16 protein-coding genes are annotated in these 20,940 nt (G+C 44.3%); 8 read left to right on the plus strand and 8 right to left on the minus strand.

Annotation, left to right across the window (positions count from 1 at the left end):
* Positions 1–155: 155 nt before the first annotated feature.
* On the plus strand, positions 156–1,685 hold the full coding sequence (locus tag RH949_RS24170) for a glycosyltransferase (RefSeq protein WP_446356713.1): 1,530 nt from the start codon (positions 156–158) through the stop codon (positions 1,683–1,685).
* A 22-nt stretch (positions 1,686–1,707) separates the two neighbouring features.
* Here RH949_RS24170 and RH949_RS24175 read toward each other — a convergent pair whose 3' ends face one another.
* On the minus strand, positions 1,708–3,438 hold the full coding sequence (locus RH949_RS24175; RefSeq protein ID WP_446356715.1) for an ABC1 kinase family protein: 1,731 nt from the start codon (positions 3,436–3,438) through the stop codon (positions 1,708–1,710).
* Between the two features lie 220 nt (positions 3,439–3,658).
* On the opposite strand from RH949_RS24175, the gene RH949_RS24180 reads away from it, so the two are divergent.
* Entirely contained in the window at positions 3,659–4,243 is a 585-nt protein-coding gene (locus tag RH949_RS24180) for a Uma2 family endonuclease (protein ID WP_446356717.1), read from the plus strand.
* A 203-nt stretch (positions 4,244–4,446) separates the two neighbouring features.
* Here RH949_RS24180 and RH949_RS24185 read toward each other — a convergent pair whose 3' ends face one another.
* Together RH949_RS24185 and RH949_RS24190 are read right to left on the minus strand one after the other, a co-directional pair.
* Complete coding sequence (locus RH949_RS24185) at positions 4,447–4,836, minus strand: PIN domain-containing protein (protein ID WP_006102659.1); 390 nt, start codon at positions 4,834–4,836, stop codon at positions 4,447–4,449.
* A complete protein-coding gene (locus RH949_RS24190; protein WP_006102575.1) occupies positions 4,823–5,068 on the minus strand; it encodes an AbrB/MazE/SpoVT family DNA-binding domain-containing protein in 246 nt (81 codons plus the stop codon). The genes RH949_RS24185 and RH949_RS24190 overlap by 14 nt, the downstream gene beginning before the upstream one ends.
* A 402-nt stretch (positions 5,069–5,470) precedes the next feature.
* Between RH949_RS24190 and RH949_RS24195 the strand changes: the two genes are divergently transcribed.
* Together RH949_RS24195 and RH949_RS24200 are read left to right on the plus strand one after the other, a co-directional pair.
* Positions 5,471–9,250, plus strand: a complete 3,780-nt coding sequence (locus tag RH949_RS24195; RefSeq protein ID WP_446356720.1) for a HEAT repeat domain-containing protein — start codon at positions 5,471–5,473, stop codon at positions 9,248–9,250.
* Positions 9,251–9,347: 97 nt separating this feature from the next.
* Positions 9,348–9,896 (plus strand): Uma2 family endonuclease, encoded by a 549-nt coding sequence (locus RH949_RS24200; protein WP_446356722.1) that lies wholly within the window; start codon positions 9,348–9,350, stop codon positions 9,894–9,896.
* A gap of 491 nt (positions 9,897–10,387) precedes the next feature.
* Here RH949_RS24200 and RH949_RS24205 read toward each other — a convergent pair whose 3' ends face one another.
* From RH949_RS24205 to RH949_RS24220, 4 genes are all read right to left on the minus strand, one after another.
* A complete protein-coding gene (locus RH949_RS24205; RefSeq protein WP_446356724.1) occupies positions 10,388–12,970 on the minus strand; it encodes a M1 family aminopeptidase in 2,583 nt (860 codons plus the stop codon).
* Between the two features lie 205 nt (positions 12,971–13,175).
* Complete coding sequence (locus tag RH949_RS24210; RefSeq protein ID WP_044208580.1) at positions 13,176–13,505, minus strand: HepT-like ribonuclease domain-containing protein; 330 nt, start codon at positions 13,503–13,505, stop codon at positions 13,176–13,178.
* Positions 13,502–13,795 carry a nucleotidyltransferase family protein gene (locus RH949_RS24215; protein ID WP_044208670.1) on the minus strand — a complete coding sequence of 98 codons (294 nt, stop codon included), beginning with the start codon at positions 13,793–13,795 and terminating at the stop codon, positions 13,502–13,504. The genes RH949_RS24210 and RH949_RS24215 overlap by 4 nt, the downstream gene beginning before the upstream one ends.
* A 186-nt stretch (positions 13,796–13,981) precedes the next feature.
* On the minus strand, positions 13,982–16,084 hold the full coding sequence (locus RH949_RS24220; protein WP_446356726.1) for an S-layer homology domain-containing protein: 2,103 nt from the start codon (positions 16,082–16,084) through the stop codon (positions 13,982–13,984).
* A gap of 402 nt (positions 16,085–16,486) precedes the next feature.
* Here RH949_RS24220 and RH949_RS24225 point away from each other — a divergent pair, with 402 nt between their 5' ends.
* The 4 genes from RH949_RS24225 to RH949_RS24240 all read left to right on the plus strand — a co-directional run bounded on the left by RH949_RS24225 (position 16,487) and on the right by RH949_RS24240 (position 19,373).
* The gene (locus RH949_RS24225) at positions 16,487–16,711 is read left to right on the plus strand and encodes a hypothetical protein (protein WP_044208576.1); all 225 of its coding nucleotides are present in this window, start codon (positions 16,487–16,489) and stop codon (positions 16,709–16,711) included.
* Between the two features lie 445 nt (positions 16,712–17,156).
* A complete protein-coding gene (locus RH949_RS24230; protein ID WP_446356728.1) occupies positions 17,157–17,504 on the plus strand; it encodes a hypothetical protein in 348 nt (115 codons plus the stop codon).
* 49 nt (positions 17,505–17,553) lie between these two features.
* A complete protein-coding gene (locus tag RH949_RS24235) occupies positions 17,554–17,703 on the plus strand; it encodes a hypothetical protein (protein WP_446356730.1) in 150 nt (49 codons plus the stop codon).
* Between the two features lie 11 nt (positions 17,704–17,714).
* Entirely contained in the window at positions 17,715–19,373 is a 1,659-nt protein-coding gene (locus RH949_RS24240; RefSeq protein ID WP_446356732.1) for an alpha/beta hydrolase, read from the plus strand.
* Between the two features lie 1,134 nt (positions 19,374–20,507).
* On the opposite strand, the gene RH949_RS24245 is transcribed toward RH949_RS24240, so the two are convergent.
* The gene (locus RH949_RS24245) at positions 20,508–20,915 is read right to left on the minus strand and encodes an endonuclease domain-containing protein (RefSeq protein ID WP_446356734.1); all 408 of its coding nucleotides are present in this window, start codon (positions 20,913–20,915) and stop codon (positions 20,508–20,510) included.
* Positions 20,916–20,940: the final 25 nt, after the last annotated feature.

The raw sequence follows: 20,940 nt of genomic DNA on the forward strand, positions 1-20,940 counted from the left end.
GATAATCGTTGTCTTATAGTCGTTGATAATCGTTCAGATCGGAATTTTGTCTGATGTTAACTCATCCGTTGCGTCTATCATTTATCATCCAGACATCATTTGTCTGATGTCAACTCATCCGTTGCATCCCTCATTCATCTTTCATTATTCAGACAATGTACATTGGCTTTCTCAACCCCCAAGGCAACTTTGACCCAGAGGATAGGTATATTACAGAACATCCCGACTTTGGCGGTCAACTGGTGTATGTCAAGCAAGTCGCCCTGGCGATCGCGGCGCAGGGACACCGGGTTGATATTCTCACCCGTCAAATCATCGATCCAGAGTGGGAGGGGTTTGCAGAACCCTTTGATGGGTATCCCGGTGTAGAAAATGTCCGGATTGTCCGCTTACCCGCCGGACCCCAGGAATTTTTACGCAAAGAGTTACTTTGGACTCATCTGGTTCGAGATTGGGTACCCAATATTCTGAAATTTTATCAAGACCAAGGGGAAATTCCCGACATCATGACCGCCCACTACGCGGATGGGGGACTGGCGGGTTTATTACTTGAAGCACAAACAGGCGTACCGTTTACGTTTACCGCCCATTCCCTAGGCGCTCAAAAGATGGACAAACTTAAGGTGACGCCAGAAAATTTGGCACAAATGAACGACTATTACTACTTTGGACACCGCCTAGTTGTCGAACGCCTCAGCATGAATCACTCGGCAATTAATATTACGAATACTCGCCAAGAACGCTTCAACCAATATAGTCATCCGGCGTATCGGGGTGCTGTCGATGTCGATAATGATTCTCGCTTTGCGGTAATTTCACCGGGAGTAGACCCAGATATGTTTAGTGCTGAGGTTCGCTCTCCCAACGAAGAAGCAACCTATCAGTTAGTTCAAGAGAAATTAGCGCGAGATATTGCTGAGTCGCGGCGGGATTTACCCGTGATTCTGGCATCGAGTCGATTAGACCCCAAAAAGAATCTTTTGGGACTTGTGCAAGCCTTTGCCTACAGTTCCACCTTGCAAGAACGAGCCAATATCGTGCTAATTACGGCGGGATTAGATAATCCGCTAAAAGAGAAGCTAAAGGATGAACAAACAGAACAAAAGGTATTGGCACCAATCCGAGAAGTGGTGAATGACCATAACTTATGGGGCAAAATTAGCGCCTTTTGCGTCCCGGATCAACCCGCCCTAGCCGCAACCTATCGCTTTTTAGCCCAACGCCGCTCCGTATTCGCTCTACCCTCTCTGTTTGAACCCTTTGGTTTAGCCCCTTTAGAAGCCGCCGCCGCCGGATTACCAGTTGTTGTTACCCAGAATGGGGGAATTACAGAAAGCTTACAGACAGATAATCAAGACTATGGGGTTTTGATTGACCCTGATGATCCGGCGGATATGGCGCGAGGATTGGAGCGGTTAATCTGTAATGAATCTGAGTGGCAGAGTTTTTCTAGTCGCACTCAGCAACTGGTACTGAATCACTATACCTGGGAGAGTACGGCTCAATGCTATTTAAACCGAATTGAGCAGATTTTATTGTCACCTGAAACCCATCGTTGTGTGCCGCGACTCCCGATTCATCCATTCTGGCGGAATCCCCAACCGGAAAACGATGTTTCCTTGGCAGAACTGAGTCAACTCTACTTTGGTCATGATTATCCATCTGTGGGAAAATTTAGTCCTTGACTTAAGTTCAGTTTTATGATAATCACTCATTGTCCCCCATCATCGCTGTCAGGGGTAAAATTGCCGCAATTTGCTCCGTTGACATAGTACCCAAAGAATTTAACGCCACATTAAATAACCGTCCCGGTTTCAAGTCATCTTTGACCAAATTCCACAGGCGTTGCACTTCTTCAGTGTGCAATCGGTCATCTTCCGTCAATGCTAACAATACCTGACGCCGCAAAAACTTCCCTTCTTCAGATAACAGATATTGCAATCCTAGTTGCGCTGTGGGGAGTAAATCAAAGTTATCATCCGATCGCGCGATCGCAATCATATTCTCTAAGCGTTGCCATTGGAACCTACCATCCTTGAACAACACCTCAATCAACCGCCGTCGCATACCTGGCGATTCACCCTTGAGTAGACGTTTGGCGACGTAAGGATAAGACACCTCAACAATTTTGAAATCTGGATTTAGGGTTAACGCCAACCCTTCCTGAGTCACCAAAGACCGAATAATCAGGGCAAACTTTGCCGGAACACGGAACGGATACTCAAACATTAACTCGGAAAAACTATCCGTAATCGTTTTAAAATTAAAGTCCCGTACACTTTGACCCACCGCGTCTCCCAGCACTCGTTCTATGGCGGGAATAATTGGCGTGATGTCTGTATCTGGGGTTAAAAAGCCGAGTATGACAAACTTTTTCGCTAACTCCAAATAATCCTTATTAATTAAATCAATAACCGCACTGACAATCGTTTCTTTCGTTTCTTCCTCCAACTGATCCATCATGCCAAAGTCAATGTAAGCCATGCGACCATCGGGCATAGCAAACAAGTTACCGGGATGGGGATCAGCGTGGAAAAAGCCGTGTTCTAAGAGTTGACGTAAACCCGCTATGACGCCAGTTTGAATCACTTGGTCAGCATCAAGTCCCGCCGTGCAAAGACTTTTAGTATCGGTTAACTTACACCCATTAATCCACTCTAAGGTTAAAACTCGGTGGTTACTGTACCTCCAATAAATGGTTGGCACTTTAACACTGAGGTCATCACGAAAGTTACTAGCAAAGAGTTCCGCATGACGACCTTCGTTGACATAATCGATTTCTTCAAACAACTTAATGCCAAATTCATCGACAATTAACGTCAGATCATGACCCAAATTCAGGGGAAGCCATCGGGATAACCACCCGGCTGACTTCCGCATTAAATAGAGATCCAGAGTTAGGTATTTGAGTAGGTTAGGACGCTGAACTTTAACGGCTACCTCTTCCCCGGTATAGAGATAAGCATGATAGACTTGACCGAGACTTGCCGCCGCAATTGGATCAGGGGAAATTTGGCGATAGACTTCGCTCACCGAACGATCTAACTCTGACTCGATAATCGCGAAGGCGGTTTTATTGTCAAAGGGTGGGAGTTGGTCTTGTAGCTTAATCAGTTCTTCTAAAAAATCTTTGCGAACTAAGTCCGGGCGCGTGGATAGAGCTTGTCCCACTTTAATAAACGTCGGACCAAGGCGAGTCAGGATCTGTCGCAGTTGAGTAGCGCGTTTAAACCGATTCCGCTCAACTTGGTTACGCCACTCGTCCCACTTGAGACCTAGAATAAACTGAACAAAGTTCCAGATAATCCTTAACGCCCGCCAGAGAACCACCCAAGGGCGATAGCGGTATTTAGCTGCGATCTCGTCGGGATCATAGCGCCGTCGGGGTTTAATCTGCTCGGCTTCAAGATAATCAACTTCAATGTATTGCTGACTCACAGCGACTTATAGCCTCTCACGTAACAAACTAGAAAAGTTTATTTATTTTTTTATCGTTTTGTTAAGTATATTCTATGTGATCCTACTTAGTCCAGACCACAACAGCGCTGAGAGGAAGTGGGGAGACTCGATAGGCTGACGGGAAGCAATTCGGCTGAAACCCTTTCCCGATAAAGCTTTCAGTTATCATAGAAACCAGATGCAATAGGCAGAAGACACTATGCTAGTACAAAAGAAGCCACAGACCTATACTCTAGAAGACTATTTCGCGTTAGAGGAACAATCCGAAACCAAACATGAGTACCACAACGGAGAAATTGTACCCATGACTGGCGGCACGACAAATCATAATCGTATTATTATCAATTTAGTGGCTTTTTTAAAGTTTGCCTTCCGGGGTAAACCACTGAGTTTTTTTGCCAGTGATGTTCGTCTATGGCTGCCTGACTACAATTGCGACACCTACCCAGATTTACAGATTATTTCTGGAGATATTCTGTATTATGAGAACCGCAAAGACACTCTAACTAACCCTTCAGTTATTGTGGAAATCCTCTCGAATTCAACCCGCAGTTACGACAAAGGAGATAAATTCAAATATTATCGATCGCTCCCTACGTTTCAAGAATATATCACCATCGATCAGTATGGCTTTGAGGTGGAACACTATGTCAAAACCGATGACGGTAAATGGTTGGTGACTTACCTGGAATCTGAAGACTCTGTGTTATCTTTGAACTCTGTTGACTTTGAAATCTCCTTAAAGGATTTATACGATTGCGTACACTTCGAGGAAGCCGATTAGATGCTAGAATCGCGAATGTTCCAGATCCAGACGTGTGTTATTTTGCCCGCGAACAATTGGATAAATTAAGCCAAAAATAAACAACCGCGATCGCACCCCACCCCAAACGCTACAATAACCCCTCTGCGACCCTCTGCGTTTTCCCTCTGCGTTCCTGGAGCGTTACCCTATAAACATTACCGAATGTAGATCCTGTTTAAACACTATTCCAGACAACGAAACCCTTTTTCATTCTTCAGCTTGCGATCGAAACTAACTGTTTGAGTACAACCCCCTTGATGACCAATCGCTCCGATTAAATAATCCGAAAAGTCAGCGCTACCTTGTTTATACCGCTTTAATGCTTGATAAACAGTAGAACGGTTTTCAAATTCAAAAGCCGAACTATGTAACATTGCCTCTAAGGTATTGATAATTTCATCTTTAGGGAACCCGTAGTTGCCTCCTTTGAGAACCCAAACCAACTCGCAAAGGACAATATTGGCAATAAAGCAGGGCTGGTTTTGTTTGATCAGGGCGACGGCTTGTTGCCACTGCTGTTCGTCATCTTGGGTAAGGTAGCGAACCAGAATGTTTGTATCAAGTCCAATCATTTGCCCCTTCAGAGATGGCGCATTCCATTTCTTCGAGGGTGACTTTCCTGATGCCAGGTCGGTGTAAAAATCCTGATAATTTTTCTACAGAAACATTAAGAGGAATCAGTTTAACGTGACCGTCTTCATCAATAACAAAATCAATTTTACTGCCACTACTCAGTTTAAGGTAGTCCTGAATTTCTTGAGGAATCGTAATTTGTCCGGTATCGGTGACTGTTGTACTGAACATGACTAGGAATTTTGAGTCAGTTAGACTCTTTAATTATAATCCATTTGGATACCTCGGTAACAACCAGAGATTGGTGTTTACTTCTGGAAAGTGATCAGTATACAAACTTGGACGTATTGACAAAATAAAGGACACAGGTCTTTTTCCCTTCGGTTTCTGGGTATAAGATGAATCCATGCAACGCTGATTGGGAAAAATAATTTCTTTTGGAAGTATTGACAAAGGCAGTGGTTTTGTGGGAGACTTACTTCATAATGGGAAAATATGCCCGCCTATAGGGTCGGTTTTCAGCCTGATTCAACACAACTATTGGGTGAAATCATGATTAGGGCTGTTAAGATTATTATTGACCCACTTGCGACTATAGTAGAAAAATACAGATGAGTCGTTGGATAATGTCGGATGGATGCGCTCGTTGTTTGGGGAGTTGCCAATGCGGTTGGGTTCGTGTTTGGGGATGTCCTCAAGGAGTTGGCGAAGGGAACCTTAGAGGATTATACAAAAGATTTCTTCAAAGACCGAATTAAAGCCTTACCGGAACGCTTCAACAAAAAACCTCTGGTGAAAGCCATGGGTAAAGCGCTGAAGGAATTCTTGCAACTGGTACAGGAGGAGTTAGAAACCTGGGGGTTGAGTCAGGAGGAATTGAAACCTTATCAGGGGGAGTTAAAGACATTTATTCACGATCAGGCGGTTAAGCAAGAGTTAAGTCAAGCCTTTGTTGAGGAGTGTCGTTCTCTAGATGGGTATACCTTAGCCCAAACCTGGGAAACCTTGCAATTGCAGCCATTACCACCGGAATTTGATTGGCAAGCGATTACTCAGCAGTATCTCAGACGAGTGAAAGCAATCTGTCGAGAGTCTGATGAATTGCGAATGATTCTCGATTCCCAGAACCTAGAAGCCATTCGAGACAATACCGACGCGATCGCAGGGATTATCCCAGATTTTAACCTACGCCAGTATCGGGAAAGTTTAAAGGAATTCTATGGTTATCTCAAACTAGAAACCCTAGATCCCGGTAGCTACAAATACCCAATGCGATTATGGCAGGTATTTGTCCCTCAAACCGTGCGGGAAGCCATGCCGCTTTATGATATTCCTAGAGATTATCTGAAACGGTTACAAGAGGCGAATCAGCTAGATGAACAGATTTCCCCAGAAGAATTGGAACAGTATCGGGAAATGTACTATCGACAGCCGATTCGTTCCGTACTCGATATTCTCCATCAACCCAGTTACCCATACCTGGTTATTTTAGGTGATCCAGGTTCCGGGAAATCCACCTTAGCCCAATATGTAGCGCTAGATTGGGCAGAGAAACCGACCAAGACGATTCCCCTGCTGATAGAATTACGGAATTATGCCCGCGATCGCACGTTACCAAAAACCTTCCTGGAGTTTATCCATCAGGGGGCGGCGGCGATTTGTCATCTAAATCAACATCGCTTGGATGAGGTATTAGAAGCCGGAGATGCGTTTGTCTTATTTGATGGTTTAGATGAGATATTTGATCCCGTTGCTAGAGATACGCTAATTACTGAGATTATCCGCTTTACGAATCAGTATCCCCAAGTTCGAGTAATGGTAACCTCTCGGATTATTGGGTATAAAGCCCAACGGTTACGGGATGCCCAGTTTCGTCATTTTACCTTACAAGACTTTGAAGCCGAGCAAATACAGGCATTTGTACAGAAATGGCATGATTTAGCCTTTGGCAATCAACCGGATAAACCCCGACTACAAAACCGTTTACAACGGGCAATTAATGAGTCACCCGCGATTCGGGAATTAGCCGGAAATCCGTTATTATTAACCATGATGGCAATCTTAAATCGCAACCGAGAATTGCCACGAGAAAGGGCAGAACTTTACGATGAAGCGTCGCGGGTTCTTCTCCATGAATGGGATATTGAAAAAGGATTACCCCCCGATGAAAAACTGTCCCCAGACACGATTACTCGCAAAGAAAAACAGGCGATGTTGCGGCGAGTGGCGTATCAGATGCAAGCCGCACCTCAAGGGTTAGCTGGGAATTTGATTACTGTAGATGAATTAGAACATATTTTAGCAGGGTATTTAGAGACACTGCAAGAAATAGAAAAACCGCGAACGGTGTCTCGGTTAATTATTAAGCAGTTACGGGAACGGAATTTTATTTTATGTTTCTCTGGTGCTGATTGTTATTCATTTGTCCATCGCACGTTTCTGGAGTTTTTCTGTGCGTGGGAGTTTGTCTGGCAGTTTAAAGAGAAACAATCGCTTTCCATAGAGGAACTTAAGACAGAGGTATTTGGCAAGCATTGGCAGGAGGAGAGTTGGCATGAGGTGCTGCGGTTAATTGCGGCGATGATTGATGAGCAGTTTGTTGGGGAAATTATTGATTATTTAATTAGGCAAAATGGGAAAGTGGCTAAGTTTAGGAACTTATTTTTAGCGGCTAAATGTCTGACAGAAGTCAGGAGTCGTTCCCAGATTAGTGAAACTGCTACTCGACTCCTGAATCTGCTCAAAAAATTAAGCCAGTGGGGAGATTACAAACAACTTAATCAAAAACAATTTAGCTTAATCACTGACATTAGGATTCAAGCCGTAGCAACAATTGCATCAACCTGGAAAGAGGACAGCAAAACTTTACATTGGTTGGTATCTCGTCTGGCTCAAAATGATGTTCTTTCAGTACGCCAAGTCATTCTACAGGAAATCATTAAGGGGTGGAAAGAGCATCCTAATACATTTCGACTTTTAAGACATTGCGCTCAGTCTCATAATAATTCGGATGTGCGACTGGCTATCTTAAAGGAGATCGTTAAGGGCTGGAAAGAGCATCCTGCTACCTTACCTTGGCTTAAATATTGCGTCTATTCCGATAAATCTTCCAGGGTGAGAGAGATAGTGTTGAAAGAGTTAGTTCAAAATTGGCATTTATCTGAATTAGCTCGTGGGGGTACGGATAATTTTGATCCTTTAACTTTTCTCAAAGCATTTTCTCAGTCTCATGGTGATGCAATCGTGCGAAAACTAGCTCTACAAAAGTTATTACATGATTATAAAAATGACTTAAATACCTCAATCTTTCTCAAAACCTGCGCTCGTTCGGATGGTGATGCAACTGTGCGAAAATTCGCTCTACAAGAGTTGGCTCGTGGTTGGAAAGATGATCCTAATACCTCAACATTTCTCAAAACCTGCGCTCGTTCGGATAGCGACGCAACTGTGCGAAAATTCGCTCTACAACAGTTGGCTCATGGTTGGAAGGATGATCCTGAAACTTTAACTTTTCTTAAGTCATGCGCCCAGTCAGATAGCGATACATTAATAAAACAAACGGCTCTACAAGAATTAGCATTTCACTGGAAAAAATACCCAGATATTAATATTTTTATTCTCAAAATAAAAGCTGAGTCAGATTGCGATGCAATCGTGCGAAAAGCGGCAATACAAGAGTTGGCTCGTGGCAGTCATGACAATCCTGATATTTTAACTTTTTTAAAATCTCGCGCTCAGTCAGATGAGGATATAATAGTGCGACAAACCGCAATACAAGAGTTAGCTCGTGGCGGAAAAAATGATTCTAACGTGTTAAATTTTGTTAAGGAATACGCTTTATCAGATACTGATAAAAATATGCGAGAAATTGCTCTAAAAGAATTAGATATTGGCTGGGGAAATGACCCAAATATCAGGGTTTTCATCATAAAAAGAAAGGCTGAAGTAGATTTCAAGATAAAGGCTGAAGCAGATCTCAAGATAAAGGCTCAGTCAGATAGGGATGCAATAGTGAGAAAAACGGCAATACAAGAGTTAGCTCGTGGCGGGAATGGCAACCCTGAAATTCTAACTTTTTTAAAGTCTTGCGCTCAGTCAGACAGCGATGCAACAGTGAGGAAAACGGCAATAAAAGAGTTAGCAACTAGCCAAGAAAACAACAATGATATATTGAATTTTTTGTGTCGCTGTGCTGTTAAAGATACCTTTGATATTTATTGTGAAGACTTGTGGTTAGATAACCCTCGGAAAACTGCACTTGAGATCATTGTAAAACAATATCCTCACCATCCTCAAACTCTCAAACTATTACGAAACCGGATAGCGAATGATCCAGATCCCAACGTGCAACGCTTTGCCCGCGAACAATTGGACAAATTACGCCAAAAACAAACAAACGCGCACGCACCCTAAACGCCAAAATAACCCCTCTGCGAACCTCTGCGCTACCCTCTGCGTTCCTCTGCGTTACCCTATAAACATTACCGAATTCACCCCTAACTCTCAAACAATGCTCATCTCAACAACTCCCTCAATTCACCCCCAACCCATCTCCCTAGACGACTGGATGGAAAATCCCCCCATTGGTACAGAATGGATCAATGGAGAATTAATCGAGACCAATGGCATGACACTCAAACATAGTGAAATTCAAGGTAACTTATACTTTTACTGGAGAACCCATAAAGACTCCAGTGAACTAGGTGGAAAAGTCTACACAGAAGCACCTTGTCGCACCAATAAACAAGGGCGTTGTCCTGATGTCGCCTATCTTCCCCCAGAACTCGTTACCCAATATGGTGATGCAAAAGTCCTCCCCCGAAGTTTTCCCCTGAGTGCAGAAATCGTTTCCCCCACGGATTTAGCTGAAGATGTGATTCTCAAAGCCCAAGAATACTTACAATCGGGGGGTGAGGAAGTTTGGTTAGTCTTTCCAGAAAGCCGTTGGATTATTATCGCCACTCACAATCAGAGATTGGTGCTTACTTCTGGGGAAATGGTGAGTACACAAACTGTTTTATCCGGTTTCCGTATAACCGTTGATGAACTATTAGCCTAAAATAGCTCAAATAATTTCTATTTCAGTATTGACAAATGCCATGGTTTTGTGGGAGACTTACTTCATAATGGGAAAATGTGCCCGCCTATAGGGTCGATTTCATCCCGATTCAACACAACTATTGAGTGAAGTCACGAGTTTAAGCTGGTCTCATCAATAAGAGTGTGAATTGTCCTAACCTTGAACAACATCTCTCAATCAGTTAAAGCGTCAAAACCTGTCAAAAATGTGGATGCGATACGTTCTCTTCGGAACAGGCTCCGCCAACGCGCCAAGGTCAACAATTCCCAGTTCTGGATTTTCATCAAAAAACAAACGCGATCGCACCCCACCCAAAACGCCACAATAACCCCTCTGCGAACCTCTGCGCTACCCTCTGCGACCCTCTGCGTTTCCCGATAAAATCATCGAATTCACCCCTAACTCCCAAACAATGACGACAAGATGAGAGGGCGCACGTCTATGCGCCCCTACAGTTAACCCATGACAAATCAAGACGATTTCGCTTCCAGGCTTTCTAGGCGGCTTTTAAGTTCCTGATTCTCTTGCTTAATCTGGTCAAGTTCTTCGCGAAGCTGTTTAATTGCTTTGTCTGAACCTACCTGCTTCTGCACCGTTTGTATAGCTTCTTCCGCCCGCCGACGCACACGCCCATCCGGTGTTTGATCACATAGCGATCGCAAAACCCCAATCGCTTTGACAGTCTCCATTTGGGCTAAGGCGGAAACTACCGCCACTTGAGTCAGGAAGAACGATTCCCCGGATAACTCGTCTAACGCCTCTAATATCTCCTCTAGCTTATTCGGGGTTTGACCTGTGGAAATAGTGCCTAACGCCCGAATTGACGCCAGTCGCAAGGGTTGAGGAACACCGGGCTTAGTGTACTCCATAATTACATCTAGCGCCTGGGGTGAAGACTTCATCTGACTCAATCCCGCGATCGCACCCGATCGCACCACTTCATTCCAACCTGCACGTTGATTGAGAATGGTAGTTAATAATTGTAGCACCTCATCTGCTTTATCTTTCATACTCCCAGACGCCAGTTTACCCAGCACTTTCGCCGCCGATGCTTCTACGTAATAACTCGCATCTCCCCCTTCTAACAGATGGTTTAAGGCTTGATAACTTTCAACCGTTTTCACCTGACTCAAGGCTTCAACCACCGATCGCCGCACCCGTGCATCTTTATCCTGCAATCCAGCAACTAAAGCAACAGAGGCTTGATCCAGTTTAACTTTTGCTAATTGTTTAGCCACTTCAACACGCACACCCCAGAAGGGATCATCTGTTAGGGCTTCCGCTAACGCTTGAACGACTTCTAACCCTCCCTTCTTCACTAACGCTTGGGCGGCGTAAATCCGGGAAACGGGGTCAGGGTCAAATTTAAGTTGGGCTTTCAGTTCAGCTAAAGGATACTCCAGCGTCACTGTTTTTAAGTAATTATTCCCCGCATCAAAACTAATAAACTGGGGCTTTTTCTCCAAGGGGAAATAGAAACTCTGTTCCCGTTCATGGATGCGAACCTTAAACGTTTTCAGTGGGGAATCAGCATCAGTGTAACCAAAGGCGATGGGAATTTTCAGGTCAAATCGCTCATTCTTGCTACCATTTTGACTCTCTTTCACTTGAGTTTGGACAACCGTAACTTTCGCCAACTGGCTATCCCCATCCCAGGTGTAGCTAACTTTATAGTCGGGATGACCGCCTCGGAAGACATATTGATCAAACAGAAATAGGAGATTTCGACCCGTGGCTTTTTCAATTGCCCGTAATAGGTCAACAGTTTCTACGGTATTATGAGCATTATCTTGGACAAAGGTTTGAATGGTTTTCCAGAATAACTCATCCCCCAATTCTGCCCGGATTATATGATAAACACAAGCCCCTTTTTCATAAAGGTGGCGGTCATACAGTTCAATCGCTTCTCGATAAATATGGGTAACAATGGGGCGGCGATAGCGGGAGGTGTCTTCGTGTATGTAGGTGCGGGCTTCATTGAGTAGGTAATACGCCGCATCATCTTTACCATACTCCTGTTCAGTCCACAAAACCTCCGTATAAGACGCCATTCCTTCTTTAATCCAAGCATGGGACCAATGCTTGATCACCACCAAGTCGCCAAACCATTGGTGTGCTAATTCGTGGGCGACTAAGCTTTCGGTACGCATCCCATCAAGCGCCGCCCGTTCATCGAGTAAACAGCGATCGGTGAGTAGGGTGGTGGAGGTGTTTTCCATCCCCCCAAAGATAAAATCATCAACACAAACTTGGGCGTATTTGGGATAGGGATAGGGATAGCCAAAGACATGACTATAGAATTCCATCATCTGGGGCGTTTTTCCCATACTGCGCCGCGCATCATCTTCTCGCCCTTTTTCTACATAATAGGTAACGGGTTTTCCTTGCCATTCATCGCGAATTTCAGCAAAGTCACCCACCGCCAAGGTCATTAAATAGGTAGGATGAACGTGGTTTTGTAACCAGTGATAAGTTGTGCGATCGCCCTGTTGTTGAGTACCGATCAGTTCCCCGTTGGATATCGCGATCAGCGGTTTAGGAACCGTGACACGCAGTTCAGAACTCGCTAATTGACCGGGATAATCGAAACAGGGGAACCAGAAGCGGGAGTCTTCATCTTCTCCCTGTGTCCACACCTGGGTGGGTTTATTGGGGTAATGTTGGGTGGGAGTGATGAAATAGATACCCCGTTGCGGCTTCTCCACATGATACGCGATCGCGATTTTTACCGCTTTCCCCGCCTCAGTGGGGTTGCGAAGCTGGATCTGTAGTTGTTCTCCGTCACAGTCAAAGGGTTGGGATTCACCATCAATCTGCACCGATTCAATCGTCAGGTTCACTGCATCCAGGACAAACTGACGGATATCATTCCGCACTGGCGTTAGGGTAATGGTACAATTCCCTTCTAAGCGCTGCTTGGGGATATCCAAGACCAAATCCAGGAAAATATGATTCACTTGTCCCGGGCGATCGGGGTTGTAGTGGGGTCTAGCACCGGGTAATTCAAAGGACTTGTGACCGTTTTGATCCGAATCAAAATAAGACTGTGCCATGTGTGAATTTGTCAAACGTTAACAGAACAACTACAGGTATCTCTTCCTTCCAGGTTAGCTTGTCTCCCCGACTCCCAGTCAATGGGAAACCAGCGTTTTAACTTAGAACTCTCTTAACCTTAAACAATCACGGCTCAAAAAATTATTGTATGTAGGGTGGGTTAGGCGGTGTTTCCACCAGGACAATAACTATTTAATGAATGAATTATCCGCCGTAACCCACCAATATTAAGGCTGTAGCGTCTATCTGAACCGCTTGCCAAATTATTTCCACATCTGTATTAAAATAATCATGAATCAGTTTATCCCGCATTCCAGCAATATCTCTCCAAGGAATATCAGGATATTGATTTCTCACTGAATCAGGTACTCGCTTCACCGCTTCACCAATAATTTCCATCGCTCTTGAAACCGCAAAAACCTTCTCCAAATTTTGTGAGAAAGCTTCAAACTCAATACCTGCGGTAAACTGTTCAATAGCAGCAACAGCATCCAAAATATCCTGTAAATAGTCCTCCACTTGCCGTTTGGTCACAGGTAAACAACCTCCGCCAAAACCCGCTCTCCAATTCGAGGCTTCAAGCCTCCCTTATGCACCAGATCAACCTTAACTCCTAGGTTGTCAGTAAGATAATTCTCCAAATTGATGAACTTTAACAAACTAGGTGTCTGGGAAAACTCCACCAGCACATCAACATCGCTCGTTTCAGTCTGTTCTTTTCTCACGTAGGAACCAAAAATACCGATTTCCCTAACCTGATAACGTTCCTGCAACACTGACTTATTTTGCCCAAGCCATTGCTTGATTTCCTCTAGAGTTTTCATCATCCCAATCTTACCTTGAGTCAGTACGGTGTTAATCTAGCTTACACCAATCCAGATGAGAACTTGAATAGTGGGTGTTCTGGGCGAAAATATAGCAATAGACACATCGATTAGGACGTTCGGCACCATTGTAGAGACGTTGCATGCAACGTCTCTACATAAATGATGGGTTAATACGTTCCCCTTTTAAGCGGACACAATGTAATCCGAATCAATCACACTCACTTTATTCTCATCCACTAATGCTTGATAAACCATAGCCGCCACCTCACCACGGGTAGCCGCTTTGGTTGGATTAAGTTTTTTGACATCGGGGTGATTCACCACAATTTGTTTTTTCGTTGCTGTGACTACTTCCTCCTTACCATAGTCAGGAATATCATCGCTATCCTCGTAAACATTTAAGGCATTATCATCAGATTCTGATAATCCTAATCCATTCACCAAAGACACCAGAACCTGAACCCGTTCAACATTATCTCCCTGGCGGAACATATCACCGGGATAACCAGACAGAAATTCGCCGCGATAGGCTGTTTGAATCGCATCCTTTGCCCAAGACTTATCGCTAACATCGAGGAAGTTTTTGGCTTCCCGTTTGGGTTCAGGGTCAAAGGCTTTAACCAATAATGCCGCATATTGGGCGCGGGTCATTTTTTCATTGGGTTTAAATGTACCATCACCAAAACCGCTAATTAAGCCTTTGGCGAGTAATCCTTCAATAAACAGTTTTGCCCAGTGGTTTTGGATATCGGCGAAGGTTTTGGGTTTGTCATCATCGGAAATAGCGCTAACAATATAGTCTGAGTTAACTTCACTCACCTGATTCGCATCAACCAGCGCCTGATATACCATAGCGGCTACCTCAGCCCGGGTAGCATCTTTGGTCGGGTCAAGTTGTTTGGTATCCGGATAACTCACCACAATTTCTTTCTTCGTTGCCGTGTTGACTTCATCTTTGGCATAATCCGGAATAGCGTCGCGATCGCTATAGGTATTAAACACGGTTCCATCACTTGCCGATAACCCCAATCCATTCACTAAAGACACAATCACTTGCGCCCGTTGCACATTATCATTGGGTTTAAAGATATTGTTAGGAAAACCCGATAGGAATTCGCCGCGATAAGCCTGTTGAATCACATCCTTTGCCCAGAAATCATCAGCAACATCGGTGAAATTTATCCCATCCCGTTTCGTCGAGGGGTTGAAGGCTTTCACTAATAACGCCGTATATTGAGCGCGGGTCATTTTTTCATCGGGCTTAAATGTACCATCTTTAAAGCCACTAATTAATCCTTTGTCGAGTAATCCTTGAATAAAGGGTTTTGCCCAGTGGTTTTCAATATCGGAAAAGCTATCCGGTGCTTGACCTCCATCATCACCGTCATCACCATTTCCACCGCCACCATCGCTGATACTGCCTTCAATTTGAATTAATCCACTCACTTGATTACTCGTCAACTGATTTCCCCAAGACAGCAGCGTATTTTTGCTGGAGTTGAGAATCGCAAATTTGCCATTGTTGCGAAAAATATTATTACCCAGATCCTCTTTGCTTTTGCCTAAATCAGGCTCGGCATTACCTGTCACAGCAATACCGTATTCTTCATTATCTTCAATGGTGTTATTTCGCAGGATAGGTTTAGAATCGACAGAAATTCCCACGCCGAATCGGTTTTCGGTAATGAGATTATCGACAACTCGCGGCGTCGCCTCACCATCAATACTAATCCCATAACCTGCTCCTTTACAGGTATTATCTTTAATTTCTCCTTGAGCCTTTTTGGTAAAGGAGATGCCATTGCCACCGTTATCAATAAAGTCATTATTAACAAGGTTAGGTTTAGCGGTTCCGGTAGCTAAAACCCCTTCGCGATCGCATTGAGTAAAGGTACAGTTTGTTATAGTCGGATCAGTCGATTCAATCCAAATCCCTGTGCCGCGTGTGGCTTTATTCGTCACCGTGACACCGCGCACTTCGGTTGTATCTTCCAGTAAAAGGGTTATATTTTGTTTAGCCAGTGTGGGGCTAATATACTCGCCATTCCCTTCAATTACAATACCATCGCCTTTATTCTGTTCATTGCCTACCAGTTTGACCCCAGATGGGACTTGCAGTGGGAAAATCTCGCCACTCGTCGCATTATAGGTTCCCGCCGCCAGTTGGATAGTTGTATCGGCTTGGGCTTGTTGCAGGGCTTTGGACAAGGTTTTAAAGGGAGCAGATTGATCACCCGCCGCGCTATCGTTTCCGGTAGCGGGATTAACGTAAAGAGTTTGAGCCATAATGTAATCTATCTATCGAAACAATAATTGGAGTATTGACTTGAGATAATGGTGAATGTTTCCCAGCATAGGCTCGACTTGTAGCCAAAATCATCCTTCATTAGGATGAAATCTAGCTACTCCCGGTTCCTGAAAATGACATACTTTTAACCTTCAAATCACCTTCTCAACTTAAGTTGAGAGACGTGCGGGTTAAGTGGTTTCTGCCAAACCGGAGTCAGCTTGCTGATGGGACGGTTTGTTAGTCGTGGCTGATTTACAATCGGCTGTGCTGGTTTGGGATCAGGATATAGAGGGATGTGCGATCGCGGTTAAAGGATTCTTGGCGATGATTTGATCGGCTCGCATCCCTGACTACGATCACGGCGCTAGAATGAATATAGCTCGACCTCCCGGAAAACAATGGCTTTAGAACCCTGTAAGGTGTGTGGTTCCCTAACTAGCACGAATGATGAAATTTGCATGATTTGTGGCTATCCGGCGAAAGGACACCCGAAGACGATTTGGTTAAAGTGGATTGCGCTGATTCTGGCGCTGGCTATTGGTTTACCTTTAATTATCGCTACATTTCAAAATCTCGTGAGTTCAGAGACGCCGATTCAATCCGTACCCTCTGAAAGTAAGTAATACCGAGTTGCGCTCAAACATAGTAGATAGGAAAAGCTGGGGAAGCTGGGGAAGCACCATTGTAGAGACGCGCCATGGCGCGTCTCTACATAAATGATGTGTCCTAACCGCTATGGCGGTTGCTATAACTCAAAACTCTACCTTACCTATTGCCTATTCCCTATTGCCTATTCCCTGGCGCGTAGCGCTATATCTGCATCTCGATGAGAAGCCGATGAGTTCTCAAAGTTTTCAGTCATAAACTCCGATAACCACCCGTTTGAATGAGGATGTTGAGTCAAATCGATTATCCTCTAGATTCTAATGCACATCTGTGAATGTCCCTACACAAAGCCACTACTCTCTCTATTCTCCGATTACAACAAAAACATAGACAGGATGTATTTGGCTATTGATTCCCGGAACGCGATCGCGAAACGGTTCATCTGAGAGAAGGAGACTAATAATGCATTATCAAAACTATACTACTGAATCCCCAACCCGCTTATCTCGTCTCCAGGTGTTCAATAGTACATACGCTCTAGATGAAAAGCAACTGGATGGAAATCTGCAAGATGTATCACTGACTAACCCGGAATCGATTCCTTTCGTTGAGTTTATTCCCGCGACATCGAAATCGCCGCAGCGATTCGTCGGAATTGTGGGTGTGGTGATTCTCTTGGCGGTATTGGGGATAAGTGGCGCGATCGCGTTACCAAAATTTCTGCGGGTGAGTACATCCCTCGGTGATGCCAATTCTACTACAGGATTTAACTGGCATTCCCCAGACATTGATATCCAGGATGTCAACTGACGATTATCCCTTGCTTACATGAATCAGACGGTAGTCGGGATGAAGGACAATGAATGAACATCATTATTATATTGGTTTACTACTTATCTTGCTGGTATTCGGGTTTGAACTCCTAGTTCAGTCAACCGATATAAACAGCGGACAACGAGTGCGATCGCGTGCGTCTCGTCAGGAAGATAGTTTGTTAGTCAGTCGTTGAGATGGAATGGGATGAATCAGCGTTATTACCGGAATTTAGGATTAAGTTTATTCCTCTTTTGTGTGGGAGTTCTGCTATGGACAGGTTTTCAGCTAACTTTCGGTATTGAATCTAAATCCGTCGCGATTCCGATCAACGCTAAACAGAATTTAATCACTCGCATTTATACGCCTAAAACGACACCGAAACCCCAACCCGTGATGATTTTATGCCATGGGGTGAATGCGAGTAAAGAAAGCATGACCCCTTTAGCGATAGAGTTAGCCAGACATGGAATTGCAGCCATTGCTTTTGACTTTGGCGGCTATGGAGAATCCTATTCTTTGGGGATGCAAAATAAATCGATTAATAGCCTAGAAACCAGTACCGTCGCTGATGCTAAAGCCATCTTAGATTTTGTGCGATCGCGAAGCGTGTCCGAGGACGTATCGCATTCTTCCCAGTTTGATTCTAAACGTATTGGCATTGCAGGTCATTCCATGGGGGGAACCACTGCATTAAAGTTAGCTCAACTTGAGTCTCAACTACAAGCCACGGTTGTTCTGAGTATCAGTGGATTTGCTACGCCCACAATTCCCAACAATCTCTTCCTCGGTGTTGGCTTATACGAACAACTGAATCCGCCGTCAGAGTTGCGCCAAATGTGGCAAACGGTTTGTCCGGATGGTATTTGTAATAATTTTCAGAATGGAACCGCACGTCAGTTAGTTATCTCTGAGACAACCGATCATTTTACTGCACCCTACGACCCAAAATTAATCCGTCAAGTCATCCGTTGGACACAACAGGCTTTTGATCTGCCGCTTCAAGAGAAACCTTTAATTGTTCCCTGGTTTATTGTTGGTGGGATTGGTACAGTTAGCGGCAGTATTGTAGGAGGTGTTTGGCTAGTTCTGCGTTGGCAGAATTCAAAGCCTTTATCTTTGCAGGAGAGAGGTTTGGAGAGAGGTTTGTCATCCCGACCAAAAGTAAGAATTCGATACAGTGTAACTGGAGTTTGGGGGATTATTCTCCTGATAGGCTGGATAGCCGGAACGAGTAATCTTTTCGTATTATGTAGCCTGCTGCAATTGGTGAGTAATTATGGTTTGCGTCATCCCGGAAAGATTAACCAAGCGGTACGAATTAGCGGATTGTATGTTGGTTTAGGGTTAGCCGCTTTCTGTTTATCGGGGTTACTTCGGGGTGCGGTTGAATTGTGGCATCATCCCTTATCATGGCTCAAACTCCCCCAATTTTTACTACAATGGATTATCTTTATTTTTTATAACTATGGCATCGCCATGAAAGTGGCTGTTTTAGATGCGTATACGTTTAAGTTACAACCGAGTTGGTTCTTTCTCCTCATCATCGGATGTGAGTTAATCCAACCGGGTATTATTTTAACCGGGGTGGAAAAAGTCGGGGTTTGGCTGATTCAATGGTTACGTCGTCCGCTAACTGTAACCGGATTGGGTAAAGTGTCTGGAAAAGAGGCGGGATTAATCGGAATATTGGTGGTGTTACTCATCGTTTTATTAGATCAGCGCCGTGGGGATATTGGTCAAGTTGCCAGTCAGGGAATCGCCGCGCTGGAAGTGTTTGGACTATTGCTAGTGTTACCGATTGGGGTAGGGATTGGAATTGTGCGATCGCGCTGGTTTCAGCGTCTGGAACATCGGTTAACTTAAAACGAATGCCACTGACTTTAGAGTTTGTAGTAAGCGCTTTAGCGCTTCTGGCACTTTAGTGCCTACTACTTACTTAATCTTAACCCCTCTCCCCCAGCCCCTCTCCCACCCAGGGGAGAGGGGAGAATACAGGGGAATTTAGGTCATGTATTATCAATGAATAATAGAGAATAGCAAGGTTATTTTTAGTTTCATTTTATCTTGATAAAAGAAGAAGAAATTGATGCACTATCCGGTTCCCCTTCTCCCCATGAAACCCAAACTATTGCATCCTTTGTTCTCCATCCGTTTACTTAATCTTCACCCCTCACCCCCAGCCCCTCTCCCACAAGGGGCGAGGGGAGAATACAGGGGAATTTATGTTATGTATTTTCCGTGAATAATAGAGAATAGCAAGGCTATTTTGAGTTCTATTTTATCTTGATAAAAGAAGAAGAAATTGATGCACTATCCGGTTCCCCTTCTCCCCTGGGTGGGAGAAGGGGTTAGGGGATGAGGGGGGAAATGCCAAGGAGTAGATAGACACAGTAGGGGAGAATAAAAGTGACTTTAGGTTATGTATTTTCCGTAAATAATAGAGAATAGCAAGGTTATTTTTAGTTTCATTTTATCTTAATAAAAGAGGGATAAATTGATGCACTATCCGGTTCCCCTTCTCCCCATGAAACCCAAGCTATTGTATCCTTTGTCCTCCATCCGTATACTTAATCTTAACCCCTCTCCCCCAGCCCCTCTCCCACAAGGGGAGAGGGGAGAATACAGGGGAATTTAGGTTATGTATTTTCAGTAAATAATAGAGAATAGTAAGGTTATTTTTGGTTCTATTTTATCTTGACAAAAGAAGAAGAAATTGATGCACTATCCGGTTCCCCTTCTCCCCTGGGTGGGAGAAGGGGTTAGGGGATGAGGGGGGAAATGCCAAGAAGTAGATAGACACAGTAGGGGAGAATGAAAGTGACTTTAGGTTATGTATTTTCAGTGAATAATAGAGAATGGCAAGATTATTTTTAGCTCTATTTTATCTTGGTAGGAGAAGAAGAAATTGATGCCCTGTCCGGTTCCCCTTCTCCCCTGGGTGGGAGAAGGGGTTAGGGGATGAGGGGGGAAAATGCCAAGAAGTAGACAGACACCCCCTTAACTTGACACAAATGGGGGATGAGGGTGTCCAAACTCCCCGCGAATTCGACTCAAAACCTCTGGCAAATTCCTCTCCACCTCCTCACTACTTACTCTGACAAATCGTAATCCTAAAGACTCCAAAACTTGCTGTCGTTGCTCATCCAAATCTTTCTGAGACTCATGAATTCCACCATCAACCTCGACAATCAACCGCTCAGAAGCACAGAAAAAATCAACAATAAATCGCCCGATGGGTTGCTGACGCCGAAACTTTCGCCCCTCTAGCTGCTTTTTCCTTAAAGCTTGCCATAAAATTGCCTCACTCGGCGTTGGTTTCTTGCGAAACTGACGGGCAATTTCTATCATCTTCTGTTCTAATTGTCTGGGAACTTCCCATCGCTCTACATTTTCAGTTCTTTTCACGGCGTTACCTCTCAAGAGTGAATTG

It is taken from the genome of Coleofasciculus sp. A1-SPW-01 (genome assembly GCF_040217205.1).
Lineage (GTDB): Bacteria > Cyanobacteriota > Cyanobacteriia > Cyanobacteriales > Coleofasciculaceae > Coleofasciculus > Coleofasciculus chthonoplastes_A.

Coding starts and splice junctions, on each gene's coding strand:
- RH949_RS24185 (WP_006102659.1), bottom strand. CDS start 4,836: ATGATTGGACTTGATACAAACATTCTGGTTCGCTACCTTACCCAAGAT.
- RH949_RS24230 (WP_446356728.1), top strand. CDS start 17,157: ATGCATTATCAAAACTATACTACTGAATCCCCAACCCGCTTATCTCGT.
- RH949_RS24225 (WP_044208576.1), top strand. CDS start 16,487: ATGGCTTTAGAACCCTGTAAGGTGTGTGGTTCCCTAACTAGCACGAAT.
- RH949_RS24170 (WP_446356713.1), top strand. CDS start 156: ATGTACATTGGCTTTCTCAACCCCCAAGGCAACTTTGACCCAGAGGAT.
- RH949_RS24195 (WP_446356720.1), top strand. CDS start 5,471: ATGGATGCGCTCGTTGTTTGGGGAGTTGCCAATGCGGTTGGGTTCGTG.
- RH949_RS24220 (WP_446356726.1), bottom strand. CDS start 16,084: ATGGCTCAAACTCTTTACGTTAATCCCGCTACCGGAAACGATAGCGCG.
- RH949_RS24240 (WP_446356732.1), top strand. CDS start 17,715: ATGAATCAGCGTTATTACCGGAATTTAGGATTAAGTTTATTCCTCTTT.
- RH949_RS24180 (WP_446356717.1), top strand. CDS start 3,659: ATGCTAGTACAAAAGAAGCCACAGACCTATACTCTAGAAGACTATTTC.
- RH949_RS24205 (WP_446356724.1), bottom strand. CDS start 12,970: ATGGCACAGTCTTATTTTGATTCGGATCAAAACGGTCACAAGTCCTTT.
- RH949_RS24215 (WP_044208670.1), bottom strand. CDS start 13,795: ATGAAAACTCTAGAGGAAATCAAGCAATGGCTTGGGCAAAATAAGTCA.
- RH949_RS24235 (WP_446356730.1), top strand. CDS start 17,554: ATGAATGAACATCATTATTATATTGGTTTACTACTTATCTTGCTGGTA.
- RH949_RS24200 (WP_446356722.1), top strand. CDS start 9,348: ATGCTCATCTCAACAACTCCCTCAATTCACCCCCAACCCATCTCCCTA.
- RH949_RS24190 (WP_006102575.1), bottom strand. CDS start 5,068: ATGTTCAGTACAACAGTCACCGATACCGGACAAATTACGATTCCTCAA.